The organism is Polaromonas sp. P1_E12 (assembly GCF_056405975.1).
On sequence record NZ_JBFUBB010000002.1, the window covers coordinates 524,524 to 537,285 of the forward strand.

The window sequence follows — 12,762 nt, forward strand, 5'->3', positions numbered from 1 at the left end:
TCCCGCCTGAACACGCACCACGGAACCACCCATGCGCCTGCGCCACATCGAAGTCTTCAACGCGGTCATGCTCACCGGCAGCGTCAGCGGGGCGGCCCGCCTGATCAATGTCACCCAGCCCGCTGTCAGCCGCATCCTGCAGCATGCCGAACTGCAGCTGGGTTTTGCCCTCTTCCAGCGCAGCAAGGGCCGGCTGACGCCGACCTCTGAGGCGTTGACGCTGTACCCGCACATCGAGCGGCTGTTTGCCCAGCTCGATGAAGTGCAGCGCCTGGCGGCCAACTTGAAAACCGGGGAAAGCGCCAGGGAACTCCGCATCCTGACGGTGCTGGCGCTCAGCTACGAAATCCTGCCCCACGCGATCAAGCTCTTTCGGGTCAAGCATGCTGATGTGGCCATTACCGTGCGGGCGTTGCATTCACCGCAAATTATTTCGGCACTGGCGTTGCAGGAGGGGGATGTCGGTTTCCTTTTCAGCCCGGCAGCACATTCGGCGCTGGCACAGGAACACCTGGCCGACGGCCGCATGGTGTGCGTTGCGCCCAAGGGCATGCTGCCTGCGCGCCTGGTCAAGCGTGGCAGTGTGACGCTTGAGGACCTCACCAAGGTACCCGTCGTCGGGCTTGACGTGATGGACCCGGTGGGCCGCAGCCTCAACCAGGCCTGCCGCGAGGCAGGGGTGGGCCTCGAATTCCATATCACCGTGCAGACCTACCATTCGGCGCTGGCGCTGGCCCACCACGGGCTGGGCATTGCGGTGATTGACACGTGCACAGCGGCGTCCGCCGATCTGACGCGTGTGGACCTGCTGGAACTGGAACCCTTGATCCCGGTGCCGATCAATGCGCTGTTGCCCGCAGGCAAACCCGGCTCGGTCATCGTGCGGTCATTTGTGAAGTGTTTTCAGCAAGCCCTGACGCAGCGCGCTTCAACTCCCGCGTTGCGCAAAGCCTGAAGGTCAGCGCTCCAGCATGCGGCTGATGCGCTGCGCAGAGCCGAACGCCAGGGTGAAACCCAGGGCGCCATGCCCGGTGTTGAACAACAGGTTGGCCGGGCCTTTGGCATGCGTGCCAATGACCGGCAGCCCGGTGGGAGTAGCAGGGCGCATGCCGGCCCAGGGGTTCAGGGTTTCAAAGTGGCTGCAATCCGGAAACACTGTCTGCGTCGACGCTTTCAGCGAAGCAATCTGTGCCGGGTCGACGGCGGTGTCGTAGCCCGAAAGCTCGGCCATGCCTGCCACGCGCAGGCGCGAACCGATGCGGGCAAATACCACCTTGCGGGCGCTGTCGGTCACGCTCACCTGCGGTGCTGCGCCATCGCCAGGTGCGACGTCCACCGTGATGCTGTAACCCTTCAGCGGGTAGACCGGAAGGTGCACACCCAGCGTGCGTGCCATGCGCGCAGACCCGGCGCCCATCGCCATCACATAGCGGTCGGCTTCGAGATGGCCTTGCGGCGTCGCGACAGCTGCAACCAGGTTGCCGCGCACAACCAGTTGCTCGACGGGTGTGTCCAGCAGGAAGCGCACGCCTTCCCGGCGCAGCACCGCGAACAAGCCATCGCAGGTCTTCTGGCAGTCGGCCGCACACTCGCCTGGTGTGTAGATGGCGCCGGCGATTTGTCCGTGGCGGTTTTTGAGCGCGGGCTCGATCTCCACGCAGCGGTCGGCGCTGACCGCCTCCTGGGTACTGCCCAGTTCACGTTGCAGCAACATCTGCCGGCGCGCTGCAGCGAACGCGGCATCGCTGGCGTACAGCACCAGCTTGCCCGTGGCCGAGAAATCGCAATCCAGTTTTTCTTCGGCCATCATCGCGTCAAAAGACTGGCGGCTGAGCGCCGCCAGCGACAGCAAATGGCTGGTGGTGTTGCGTGAGGTCTTGCTGTTGCAGGCCGCCAGAAACTGCGCGCCCCACAACCACTGGCGCACATCCAGGCGAGGCCGCAGCTTCAACGGGGAAGAGGGCGACAGCAGCAGCTTGGGAAGCTGCCGCCAGATGGCGGGATCTGCCAGCGGCTGCACGTAGGAGTAGCTCAGTTGTGCGCCGTTGCCGCCGCTGGCGCCGCTGCCGGGGCTGGCGCGGTCCACCACTGTCACCTCGTGGCCGGCCCGCCGCAAGCTGTAGGCGGTTGCCAGTCCCACGATTCCTGCACCGAGCACACACACATGCATAGAAGCCTCTTTGTTCCCTGAAAGAGCGCCACTTTACGCAGTGGGTACAGGTTTGAACAATGCTGAATGCGCGAGGGTCATGACGTGTGGTTATGCCCTCCTGCGAAGGGTGGCCGAAGGGATTCTGGGTAAACCATGAGTTTTGGTCATGGGTTTGCCGCGAAAATGAATGACACGCCAGACGCTGCTGTTCCTACACTAGCGATGCCAGCTTCCCGAAACTACCAACCCACCGCCCCCCCGAAAGGACAAGCATGAAATTCACTATCCTCATGACCGCCGTGCTGCTGACAGCCGGCCTGGCCACCACTGCCGGCGCGCAAACGGTGCCGACCCTGAAAAAGATCGCCGACAGCAACAAGATCACCGTGTCCTATCGCGAAGCTTCGGTGCCTTTCAGCTACCTGATCGGGTCCAAAACCTCGGTGGGTTTTTCGGCAGAACTGACAGAAGCCATCATTGACGACATTCGCAAGAAGGTGAAAAAACCCAATCTCGAAGTCGCCTACATGCCCGTGACCTCGCAAAACCGCATCCCCTTGCTGGTCAACGGCACCTACGACCTCGAGTGCGGCTCGACCACCAACAACAGCGCGCGCGGCAAGGATGTGGCTTTTGCCATCAACCACTTCTACACCGGCACCCGCCTGCTGGTTAAAAAATCATCCGGCATCAAGAACTACGCCGACCTGGCCAAAAAGACGGTGGCCAGCACGACCGGCACCACCAACGCGCAAGTGATCCGCAAGTACAGCGCCGACAAAAAACTCGACATGCAGCTCATTCTGGGCAAAGACCACGACGATTCGCTGCTGCTGGTCGAGAGCGATCGCGCCCTGGCTTTTGCCATGGACGACATCCTGTTGTTCGGCCTGATGGCCAACTCCAAGAATCCGGCGTCGCTGGAAGTGGTGGGTGATTCGCTGCAGGTGGAGCCCTATGCCTGCATGCTGCGCAAGGACGACCCTGAGTTCAAGAAGCTGGTGGACGGCACGATCATCCGCCTGATCAAGTCCGGCGACTTTGCCAAGATGTACGCCAAGTGGTTCACCTCACCCATCCCGCCAAAGGGCGTGAACCTGAACCTGCCGATGAGCGAAGAGCTGAAGGCCAACCTCAAGGCGCTGAGCGACAAGCCGGCCATGTAAGCACCAGACGGGGAGCGCCTGCGCGCCGCTCCCCGTCCTGCTTTCACAGCTGCCGCGCCCGATCGGGTCCGCAGCTTCTCCTCCCCCAGAAATCCCCAACCCGGAGCCTTTGGCGCCAGTGGGTGGGTGCGCGCCTTGAATTTTGTTTTGGAGTTTGAGCCATGAGCAGCACTGAAAGACAGGCCCTGCACAGAGCCCATGTGGTCGGCATCCTGGGCGGCATGGGCCCGGCGGCCGGCGCGGACTTTGCGCGGCTGTTTGTCCAGGCGTGCGCGGATCACATGCGGTCGCTGCAGATTCCCGTGTCTGACCAGGCATTTCCCGAGCACTGGCTGGCCCAGGTGCCGGTGCCGGACCGCAGCAACGCGCTGGGTTCACCGGGGCCGGGCGGCCATCAGCCCCTGGATCCCATGTTGCAAGCAATGGGGAAACTCGCCGCGTTAGGTGCCACCACTGTCGCGGTGGCGTGCAACACGGCCCATGCGTGGCACGCCGAATTGCAGGAGCGCTTTCCCCAGCTTGAAGTGCTGCACGTGGCGCGTGAGGTCGCGCAAAACCTGGCCGGCCGCGGGGTAGGGCAAGTAGGTTTGCTGGCGACCGAGGGTACGTACCGGGCGGGCCTCTACGACCAGGCCTTGCGCCAGGCGGGGCTGCAATGCCACATTCCTTCCGTTGAAGAGCGTGAACGCCTGATGCGCGGCATCTATGAGGGCGTGAAAGCCGGCAACATGGCTTTGGCGCGTGAATGTTTTGCAGGCGTGGCCAGCGCGCTTGCAGGGCGGCACGGTCTTTCAGTGCTGGTTCTGGGCTGCACCGAGATTCCGCTGGCACTCAGCGCGGTGCCTGGCATGGATTCACTTGAACTGGTGGATCCGGCGGCCCTGCTGGCGCGGGCGCTGGCGCAGCGAGCGTATGCCTGAGCGTTCATCACCATCCTGCATGGCTCAGAACAGCCAATTTTTGAATCAAATAGGCCTCTAGTCCAATGGGAATGTGCGCGAGTAGCTATAAAAATGATAGCGAAAACGGGGCAGTTTCCCAGTCTCTCAATCGGCTGATGCGCTCCAGCGGTTGTCCCAGGCCTTGTCGAGCGTGCGCCGGTCGCGTTTGGTGGGGCGTCCATGTTCCTGGCTGCCGGCCGGATCGGCTGCCACCCGGCGCTGCTCGGCGGCCTCGGCTTTGAGGCGCAGGCTTTCTTCGGTTTCTTCGTAGAGCTGCTGGGCCACCGGCGCTGCGCCTCGCAGCTTGCTGATGCCGCGCACCATCAGGGTACGGGTGTAGGGGCCCTGCCGCAGTGTCACGGTGTCGCCGGATTTGACTTCACGCGCGGGCTTGGCTTCGATGCCGTTGATGCGTACGCGGCCCTTGTCAATTTCTTCCACTGCCAGGGCGCGGGTCTTGTAGAAGCGGGCGGCCCACAGCCACTTGTCGATTCGCAATTTGTCCATTGGGGCCTATTCTGTACCAAGGCATGGGGCGCTGTGTAGGATCGCGCCGCGTTTGGATCGTGAACAGGTTCTCACGTCGTGGGCAGGCGTACCGTGGCGTCCAGGCCCGTCACACGGCCGTGCACGACGCGGTTTTCCAGCGTAATGCTGCCATGCATGGTTTCGGTGATCTCGCGGCAAATGGCCAGGCCCAGCCCGGAGCCGTGGCGCACGTTGCCTGCGGAAAAAGGCTGGTAGAGCCGCGCCGACAACTCTGCCGACACCCCCGGCCCGCTGTCGCTGATGGTCATGGCGACAACGCTTGCATCGCGCACAATGCGCACCGTCAGCGTGCCGCCGGCCGGCGTATGCTTGATGGCGTTGTGCAGCAGGTTGCGCGTGAGTTCGCCCAGCATCCATTCATGCGATGTGACGCGCGCCGGCACGGTTTCTATCTCGAAATCGATGTCCTTCTCGGCGATCAGGGGCGAGAGGTCCAGCGCCACAGAGCGCACCACCTGCGCCAGGTCGATGGCCTGCAGGTCAGCCTGCTGGCGCAATTGCTCCACCTTGGCCAGCGCCAGCATCTGGTTGGCCAGGACGGTGGCGCGGTCCACCGTCTGGTTGATTTCCGCCAGCGCGTCACGGGCATCCATGTCGCCGCGCAGTGCGGATTGCACCTGTACCTTGAGCACCGCCAGCGGTGTGCGCAGCTGGTGGGCCGCATCCCGGACAAAGCGCTTCTGGTTGTCCAGCAGGTGCTGCAGCCGGCCCATAACCTCGTTGGTGGCATCCACCAGCGGCAGAAGTTCGCGGGGCGCATCGGGCGCGGTAATTGCCGTCAGGTCGCCTTCGGGACGGGCCTGCAGCTCGGCGCTGAGGCGCCGTACGGGCCGGGTGGCGCGCTGCACCACGACGATCGCCACCAGGGCGATCACCGCCAGCAGCAGGGCCTGGCGCCACAACGTGTCGAACAGGATTTTGCGGGCCAGTGTTTTGCGCAGTTCCAGGGTTTCGGCCACCTGGATTACCGCCATGGCGCGGCCTTTTGCACTGGACACGGGCTGGAGCAGAACCGCGACCCGCACATCGTCGCCCATGAAGACGTCGTCATAAAAATCCACCAGCGCCGAATAGGGGGGCCGTGCCGGGATGCGCCCGTGCCAGAACGGCAACTCCGAAAAACCGGACACCATGCTGCCGCCGAGGCTGGAGACCCGGTAAAAAAGCCGGCTCTGGTTGTCAGCTTCAAAAGCTTCCAGCGCCGCGTAGGGCACTGTGACGCGCAGCTCGGACTGCTCGTCGTAGCCCGTAACATCGAGCTGCTCGCCGATGGATTTGGCAGAAGCCAGCAGCGTACGGTCATAAGCCGTGTTCACCGCGCCCAATGCCTGCTGGTACAGGCTGAAGGTGTTGGCCACTACCAGCAGGCCCACCGGCAAAAGAATGCCGATGAGCAGGTATCTGCGCAGGGAGATGGCGCTTGCGCCGGGTTTTGTTTCGGGTGCTGCGGAGGGAACTGCCTGAACGTCCTGTCGCGGCTGCGGGGAGCTCATGCATCCACTTTCAACAAATAGCCCAGGCCGCGCAGTGTGACCAGCGTGACGCCGGTTTGCGCCAGTTTCTTGCGCAGGCGGTACACCACCACTTCCACCGCCTCGTATTGCACGTCCGCCTCGCCGGGAAACACCAGCTCGAACAAGCGCTCTTTTGACACTGCATGGCCGGGTTTGGCGATCAGTGCCTGCAACAGCGCCAGTTCACGGGGCGTCAGCTCCAGCACCTGGTCGCGGTGGTAGATGGCCCCGCTGTCTTTTTCATAGCGCAACTCGCCCACGATCTGTGCGCCGGCGTCGTTTTCCATGGGAAGGGCGGTTGCCGCACGCCGGCGGCTCAGGGCACGCAGGCGTGCTTCCAGTTCGTCCAGGTCGAAGGGTTTGGGCAGGTAGTCGTCGGCCCCGGTGTTCAGGCCCATGATGCGGTCACCTACCGTGCCGCGTGCGGTCAAAATCAGCACCGGTGTGGCCAGCCCCTTGAGGCGCGCCTGCTCCAGCACCTGCAAGCCGTCCATGCCGGGAAGGCTGAGGTCCAGCACCACCACATCGGGCTGGGTGTCCGTCCATTGCGCCAGCGCCTGGCGGCCGTCGGTGCAGCTGAAAACCTCCATGCCGCGGCGGCCCAGTGCTCGCTGCAGCGCGGCCTGCATCGAGGCATCGTCTTCGATCAGTAACAATTTCATGGGGGGCAACATGTTAGGGCCTGTTAACACTATGTTTGCAAGATGCGTTGCGAGTCAAAAAGGCCTTGAGCAAGGCGCAAAACGCAGGCGGGGTGGACCCCGTCAAGGCTTTGCAACGACGCGCAAGGCTTTTTTGATCGCAACCCGGAGGGAATGGGGTGAGAAAGCCGCCACTCGGCGTTGCGCTCCTAGCCCAGACGAAGGTCTGGGCGTCGTCACGCGCCTTGATTGGCGGCTTTCTCACCCCATTCGCATTTGCAAACATAGTGTTAACAGGCCCTAGACATTAGCACTTTCCCCAATGCTTCCGGACAGCCGTTTGACAGAAACGAAGCGCATGATAAGCCCGTGATCGGCTGGATGCCTTCGCCAGCCCGGCAAGCTCAACAATTTCACAATCCTATTTTCAAGGAGACATTCATGCGTCGCGATACCTTTCTCAAATCCCTGGCAGCCATGGCGGCTGCGGGCGCCTTGCCCCTGCCGGCTTTTGCCGCGGCCAACGTCAAGATGATGATTCCCGCCAATCCCGGCGGCGGATGGGACACCACGGGCCGTGCCCTGGGCAAGGCCCTGACGGACTCCAAGGCCGCCGATACCGTGACCTATGACAACAAGGGCGGCGCCGCCGGCGCACTGGGCCTGGCCCAGTTCGTCAACGGCTCCAAGGGCGACCCCAACGCACTGATGGTGATGGGCGCCGTCATGCTGGGTGGCCTGATCACCGGCAAACCGCCGGTCAGCCTGTCGCAAGCCACCCCGATTGCACGCCTGTCCAGCGAATACAACGTGTTTGTGCTGCCTGCCAACTCGCCATTCAAGTCCATGAAGGACGTGGTCGAGCAGCTCAAGAAAGACCCCGGCAGTGTGAAGTGGGGCGGCGGTTCGCGCGGCTCCACCGAGCACATCGCAGCGGCCATGATCGCGCAGAAGGTCGGTGCCGATCCCTCGAAGATCAACTATGTGGCTTTCCGCGGCGGCGGCGAAGCCACGGCTGCCATCCTGGGCGGCAACGTCACAGTGGGCGGCAGCGGCTACAGCGAATTTGCCGAGTACATCAAGGCCGGCAAGATGAAGGCCATTGCCGTGACCTCGGGCAAGCGCCTCCCCGGTGTGGATGTGCCGACGCTCAAGGAGCAGGGCATTGACGTCGAAATCGGCAACTGGCGCGGGGTCTACGGTGCGCCTGGAATCACGGACGCACAGCGCAAGGCCCTGACCGACATGGTGCTGGCCGCGCTCAAGTCGCCGGCCTGGGCCGAAGCCGTCAAGAAGAACGACTGGACTCCCGCAGTCCTGACGGGCGAGGCATTTGCCAAGTTCGTGGATGACGACTTTGCGGCGCTGCGCGCCACGATGGTCAAGTCCGGCATGGTCTGATCTTCGGCGTTTTTACGCCCCCCACGCTTTCGCGTATCAGCGGCACGCGGCGCCGTCAAATTTGATGAAAATTTGACGAAAGGCCCGCGTGCCCCCAGACTGCTCATGTCTGGCCAACCTTCCCCGCCTTTCGGGAACTATAACGATGACAACTTCAGATCCCTCGGCCGTCTGGCCGCAAACTCTGGTCGGTGCCGGTGTGCTGCTGACCGGCCTGGCGCTGGCCTTTGGTGCGATCAGCATTTCTTCCGAGGCAGGTTATGGCGGTGTAGGCCCCAATTTCCTGCCCTGGGTGGTGTCGGTGGGCCTCGCCATTTGTGGCGCCTTCATCATCTGGGAGGCGCGCAGTGGCGGCTTTCGGGACCTGGACCTGCCTTCGGGTGCGGCGCAGGCCTACTGGCCGGGTTTTGTATGGGTCTCGGCGGGCTTGTTGCTTAATGCCGCCCTCATCACCACCATCGGTTTTATTCTGAGCTGCACGCTGTGTTATTTGCTGGCTGTGCAAGGCCTGCGCCGTGCGGGTGGCCAGGCAAGCGTCAATGCGCCGCTTACCTGGGTCACCGATTTTGGGGTGGGTTTCGCGATTTCTGCGCCGGTGTTCTGGATGTTCACGAAATTCCTGGCGATTAATCTGCCGGGCCTGACCAGCACGGGGTGGATCTGATGGATATTTTCAATGCCCTGATGGCGGGTTTCGCGACAGCGATCACGCCGGTTAATTTGCTCTGGTGTCTGGTGGGTTGTGCTCTCGGCACAGCGGTGGGTGTGCTGCCCGGCATCGGCCCGGCGGTGGCGGTGGCGATGCTGCTGCCCATTACCGGCAAGGTCGATATCACGGCCTCGATGATCTTCTTCTCAGGCATTTACTACGGCGCGATGTATGGCGGATCGACCACGTCCATCCTGCTGAACACGCCTGGCGAAACCGCCAGCATGGTGACGGCCATGGAGGGTAACAAGATGGCCAAGAGCGGGCGCGCGGGCGCGGCACTGGCCACGGCTGCTATCGGCTCGTTTGTGGCAGGCACCATTGCCACCGTCATCGTCACGCTGTTTGCGCCTTTTGTGGCCGAGTTCGCAGTCAAGCTGGGTCCACCGGAATACTTCCTCTTGATGCTGCTGGCCTTCACCACGGTGAGTGCGGTGTTGGGCAAAAGCACCTTGCGCGGAATGACGGCGCTGCTGGTCGGCCTGGCCGCAGGCTGCGTGGGACTCGACCAGATCTCCGGCCAGGGTCGCTATACCGGCGGCATCCCGGAACTGCTGGACGGCATTGAAATCGTGTTGGTGGCGGTGGGCCTCTTTGCGGTTGCCGAAGTGCTCTATGCGGTGCTGTATGAAGGCCGCATGGTGGAAGAGCAGAACAAGCTCAGCCGCGTGCACATGACCAAGGCGGACTGGAAGCGGTCGATCCCCGCCTGGTTGCGTGGCACGGCCATCGGCGCGCCCTTCGGGTGCATCCCGGCGGGCGGCACCGAGATCCCGACCTTCCTGAGCTATGCAACGGAAAAGAAGCTGGCCCAAAACCAGCCGCACAGTGCGGAGTTCGGCACCAAAGGCGCCATCGAAGGCGTGGCCGGCCCCGAGGCTGCCAACAATGCGACCGTGACGGCTGCGCTGATCCCGCTGCTCACATTGGGCATACCGACCTCCAACACCACGGCGATCTTGCTGGGCGCGTTCCAGAACTACGGCATCCAGCCCGGTCCGCAACTGTTCACCACGTCAGCCGCCCTGGTGTGGGCGCTGATTGCTTCGCTTTACATCGGCAACGTGATGCTGCTGGTGCTGAACCTGCCCATGGTGGGCCTGTGGGTCAAACTGCTGAAAATTCCCAAACCGCAGCTGTACGCGGGTATCCTGATTTTTGCGACGGTGGGCGCATACGGCATGCGGCAAAGTGCATTCGACCTCTTTTTGCTGTACGCCATCGGCCTGCTCGGTGTGCTGATGCGACGCTTTGACTTTCCGACCGCCCCTGTGGTGGTGGGCATGATCCTTGGCCCGCTGGCTGAGGCTCAATTGCGCAATGCCATGTCGATTGGCGAAGGCAGCCCCGCCGTGTTTTTCCAGCGCCCCATGTCGATCACGCTGGTCGTGATTGTGGTTGCGGTGCTGGTGCTTCCGCGTATGGCTAAATACTGGAAGGCGAAAAAACCTGCAAGTTGAGTTTTATTACTAAAAGGAGATGACATGCTGAACATCAAACGACGCACCGCATTGGGTGGGCTCGCCGGGTTGGGCCTGACCACATTGGGCAGTACATTCCCTGCATTGGCGCAATCCGCCAAGGCAGCGGCAGCTGTCGCTTCTCCAAAAGGTAAGGCCGCCAAACTAACTTCGAAACTGCGCATTGTGATACCGGCCAACGCCGGCGGGGGCTGGGACCAGACCGGCCGTGCGCTGGGTACGGCCTTGCTGGGTGTCGGCGCCGCTGACGAGATTGAATACGAAAACAAGGGCGGCAAGGGCGGCACCATCGGCCTGGCTTATTACGCCGAAAAATACGGCAACGATCCCAACACCCTGTTGATGGGCGGTATGGTCATGGTGGGCGCGGTTGCCTTGCAAAAACCCGCGGTCGACATGACTCGCATCCAGCCGATAGCCCGCCTGACCAGTGACTACCTCGTGGTGGTGGTGGCTGCCAGCTCGCCGATCCGTACCGTTGCCGATCTTGCCAGCCGGCTGCGCACCAACCCCAAAGACGTGCCGATCGCCGGCGGGTCGGCCGGTGGTGTGGACCACGTGTTTGCAGGGGTGTTGACCCGAGCCTCCCAAAGCAAACCGGAAGAACTGGTGTATTTGCCTTTCGCCGGCGGTGCCGAGGTGGTGCAGGCTGTGCTGGGTGGCAAGGCAGTGGCCGGCATATCGGGCTACAGCGAGTTCAGCGATGAACTCGCCAGCGGAAAATTGCGTGCCATTGGCGTGTCGTCCAAGCGCACGGTTTTTGGCATTCCCTCGATTCGCGAGCAGGGGCTCGATGTGGACATGGCCAACTGGCGTGGCGTGTTTACCGGCCAAAACGTGCCACCCGCCCGCCAGGCCGAAATGGTCGAAGCGGTGAAAGCCGCCGCAGGGTATGAGTCCTGGCAAAAAACACTGAAGCAGAACCACTGGGACTCTTCGCTGCTCTCGGGGCCCGGTTTTGCCAGCTTCATTGACTTTGACCTGACGACCTCGCGAGTCATGGTGCACCTGCTCAAGCTCAAAGCCTGACACTCTGCGGCAGGGTTTTCGGAAGGGGCGACCGCGTGGGTCACCCCTTTTCTTTCTCCGGCATCCATCTGATGGATGGCATGGAAAGTGCTGTACCTGTTGGGGAAGCCGGCAAATGCCGGCCTGTTGCCTGATACATGCCACCACCGCTGGAGAATCTCATGCCGACTGTTCGACGACGTATTTTTCTCGGTGGGCTCTCTTGCCTGGGCGCAGCTGCCGCCGGCGTTGTCCCTGCACCCTTGTGGGCACAGGCTGCCGTGAAGGGCAAGCTTGCGCCCAGGTTGCGCATCGTCATACCAGCCGCCTCGCGCAGCACGCTGGACGAAGCGGGCCGTGCCCTCGGCGATGCCCTGGTCGGTCTGGGCCTGAGCGACGAGATTGAATACGAAAACAAGGAGGGCAACGGCGGCACCACGGGGCTGGCCTTGTATGCCGGCAAGTACGGCTCCGATCCCAATGCGCTTTTCATGGGCGACAGCAACCTGGTCGGCGCAGTGGCTTTGCAAAAACCAGCCGTGGATCTGACCCGGCTCCGCCCGGTGGCCCGCCTGACCAGTGACTACCTGGTGGTGGTGGTCGCTGGCAACTCGCCCATCAAGACCGTCAACGAACTGGCTGAGCGCCTGCGCACCAGCCCCAGGCTGACGCCCATGGCGATTGGTTCTGTTGGGGGTGTGGACCACGTGTTCGCCGGCCTGCTGGCCAAGTCGGCCGGTAGCCGCCCTGAAGACCCGGTGTACCTGCCCTTTGCCCGCAATTTTGAGCTGGTGGATGCGGTATTGACCGGGAAAGCAGTGGCTGGTGTTTCCGGATACGGAACTTTCAGCGCAGAACTGGCCAGCGGCAAGCTGCGCGCGGTGGGTGTGTCATCCAAGAAGACAAGCTACGGTGTGCGGTCCGTGCGAGAGCAGGGGCTGGATCTGGACATGGCGAACTGGCGGGCTGTCTTCACCGGCCAGGGCGTCACGCCCGCGCGCCAGTCGGAGATGGTTGAAGGCGTCAAGGCATCGCTGGCCTATGAGCTCTGGAAAAAAACGCTCAAGGAAAGTTATTGGGAGCAGTCCTGGCTGTCCGGGGCTGACCTTACCAACTTTATCGACTTTGATACCAAGACCACACAGCTGATGATGCAGCTGCTCAAGCTCAAGGCTTGATAGCCACCGCAAGGAATATGGC

The 12,762-nt window shown here is 62.6% G+C and carries 12 protein-coding genes; 8 read left to right on the forward strand and 4 right to left on the reverse strand.

Features of this window, described 5'->3' with window-relative positions; genetic code table 11:
- Window positions 1–31: 31 nt before the first annotated feature.
- Window positions 32–955 carry a LysR family transcriptional regulator gene (locus tag AC1D13_RS08315; protein ID WP_457306945.1) on the forward strand — a complete coding sequence of 308 codons (924 nt, stop codon included), beginning with the start codon at window positions 32–34 and terminating at the stop codon, window positions 953–955.
- Window positions 956–958: 3 nt separating this feature from the next.
- On the opposite strand, the gene AC1D13_RS08320 is transcribed toward AC1D13_RS08315, so the two are convergent.
- Window positions 959–2,170: a D-amino acid dehydrogenase gene (locus AC1D13_RS08320; protein WP_477665726.1), complete on the reverse strand. Its 1,212-nt coding sequence runs from the start codon at window positions 2,168–2,170 to the stop codon at window positions 959–961.
- Window positions 2,171–2,424: 254 nt separating this feature from the next.
- On the opposite strand from AC1D13_RS08320, the gene AC1D13_RS08325 reads away from it, so the two are divergent.
- Both AC1D13_RS08325 and AC1D13_RS08330 read left to right on the forward strand, forming a co-directional pair.
- A complete protein-coding gene (locus tag AC1D13_RS08325) occupies window positions 2,425–3,318 on the forward strand; it encodes a transporter substrate-binding domain-containing protein (RefSeq protein ID WP_457280278.1) in 894 nt (297 codons plus the stop codon).
- 161 nt (window positions 3,319–3,479) lie between these two features.
- Window positions 3,480–4,238, forward strand: a complete 759-nt coding sequence (locus tag AC1D13_RS08330) for an aspartate/glutamate racemase family protein (RefSeq protein ID WP_457280279.1) — start codon at window positions 3,480–3,482, stop codon at window positions 4,236–4,238.
- Between the two features lie 126 nt (window positions 4,239–4,364).
- Here the strand turns inward: AC1D13_RS08330 and AC1D13_RS08335 are convergent, their stop codons facing one another.
- The 3 genes from AC1D13_RS08335 to AC1D13_RS08345 form a co-directional block, all read right to left on the reverse strand.
- Window positions 4,365–4,766, reverse strand: a complete 402-nt coding sequence (locus AC1D13_RS08335) for an RNA-binding S4 domain-containing protein (RefSeq protein ID WP_457280280.1) — start codon at window positions 4,764–4,766, stop codon at window positions 4,365–4,367.
- Between the two features lie 71 nt (window positions 4,767–4,837).
- Entirely contained in the window at window positions 4,838–6,301 is a 1,464-nt protein-coding gene (locus AC1D13_RS08340) for a sensor histidine kinase (protein WP_477689344.1), read from the reverse strand.
- Complete coding sequence (locus AC1D13_RS08345) at window positions 6,298–6,996, reverse strand: response regulator (RefSeq protein WP_477689345.1); 699 nt, start codon at window positions 6,994–6,996, stop codon at window positions 6,298–6,300. The genes AC1D13_RS08340 and AC1D13_RS08345 overlap by 4 nt, the downstream gene beginning before the upstream one ends.
- A gap of 408 nt (window positions 6,997–7,404) precedes the next feature.
- On the opposite strand from AC1D13_RS08345, the gene AC1D13_RS08350 reads away from it, so the two are divergent.
- From AC1D13_RS08350 to AC1D13_RS08370, 5 genes are all read left to right on the forward strand, one after another.
- On the forward strand, window positions 7,405–8,364 hold the full coding sequence (locus AC1D13_RS08350; protein ID WP_457280283.1) for a Bug family tripartite tricarboxylate transporter substrate binding protein: 960 nt from the start codon (window positions 7,405–7,407) through the stop codon (window positions 8,362–8,364).
- A 145-nt stretch (window positions 8,365–8,509) separates the two neighbouring features.
- On the forward strand, window positions 8,510–9,028 hold the full coding sequence (locus AC1D13_RS08355; RefSeq protein ID WP_457280284.1) for a tripartite tricarboxylate transporter TctB family protein: 519 nt from the start codon (window positions 8,510–8,512) through the stop codon (window positions 9,026–9,028).
- Window positions 9,028–10,533: a tripartite tricarboxylate transporter permease gene (locus tag AC1D13_RS08360; protein ID WP_477689346.1), complete on the forward strand. Its 1,506-nt coding sequence runs from the start codon at window positions 9,028–9,030 to the stop codon at window positions 10,531–10,533. The genes AC1D13_RS08355 and AC1D13_RS08360 overlap by 1 nt, the downstream gene beginning before the upstream one ends.
- 24 nt (window positions 10,534–10,557) lie before the next feature.
- Window positions 10,558–11,583: a Bug family tripartite tricarboxylate transporter substrate binding protein gene (locus AC1D13_RS08365; RefSeq protein WP_457280286.1), complete on the forward strand. Its 1,026-nt coding sequence runs from the start codon at window positions 10,558–10,560 to the stop codon at window positions 11,581–11,583.
- Between the two features lie 161 nt (window positions 11,584–11,744).
- Window positions 11,745–12,740, forward strand: a complete 996-nt coding sequence (locus AC1D13_RS08370) for a Bug family tripartite tricarboxylate transporter substrate binding protein (RefSeq protein WP_477665728.1) — start codon at window positions 11,745–11,747, stop codon at window positions 12,738–12,740.
- Window positions 12,741–12,762: the final 22 nt, after the last annotated feature.

Bases quoted from the DNA above. Each gene is read 5' to 3' on its own strand.
- AC1D13_RS08315 (WP_457306945.1), top strand. From the start codon at position 32: ATGCGCCTGCGCCACATCGAAGTCTTCAACGCGGTCATGCTCACCGGC.
- AC1D13_RS08320 (WP_477665726.1), bottom strand. From the start codon at position 2,170: ATGCATGTGTGTGTGCTCGGTGCAGGAATCGTGGGACTGGCAACCGCC.
- AC1D13_RS08325 (WP_457280278.1), top strand. From the start codon at position 2,425: ATGAAATTCACTATCCTCATGACCGCCGTGCTGCTGACAGCCGGCCTG.
- AC1D13_RS08330 (WP_457280279.1), top strand. From the start codon at position 3,480: ATGAGCAGCACTGAAAGACAGGCCCTGCACAGAGCCCATGTGGTCGGC.
- AC1D13_RS08335 (WP_457280280.1), bottom strand. From the start codon at position 4,766: ATGGACAAATTGCGAATCGACAAGTGGCTGTGGGCCGCCCGCTTCTAC.
- AC1D13_RS08340 (WP_477689344.1), bottom strand. From the start codon at position 6,301: ATGAGCTCCCCGCAGCCGCGACAGGACGTTCAGGCAGTTCCCTCCGCA.
- AC1D13_RS08345 (WP_477689345.1), bottom strand. From the start codon at position 6,996: ATGTTGCCCCCCATGAAATTGTTACTGATCGAAGACGATGCCTCGATG.
- AC1D13_RS08350 (WP_457280283.1), top strand. From the start codon at position 7,405: ATGCGTCGCGATACCTTTCTCAAATCCCTGGCAGCCATGGCGGCTGCG.
- AC1D13_RS08355 (WP_457280284.1), top strand. From the start codon at position 8,510: ATGACAACTTCAGATCCCTCGGCCGTCTGGCCGCAAACTCTGGTCGGT.
- AC1D13_RS08360 (WP_477689346.1), top strand. From the start codon at position 9,028: ATGGATATTTTCAATGCCCTGATGGCGGGTTTCGCGACAGCGATCACG.
- AC1D13_RS08365 (WP_457280286.1), top strand. From the start codon at position 10,558: ATGCTGAACATCAAACGACGCACCGCATTGGGTGGGCTCGCCGGGTTG.
- AC1D13_RS08370 (WP_477665728.1), top strand. From the start codon at position 11,745: ATGCCGACTGTTCGACGACGTATTTTTCTCGGTGGGCTCTCTTGCCTG.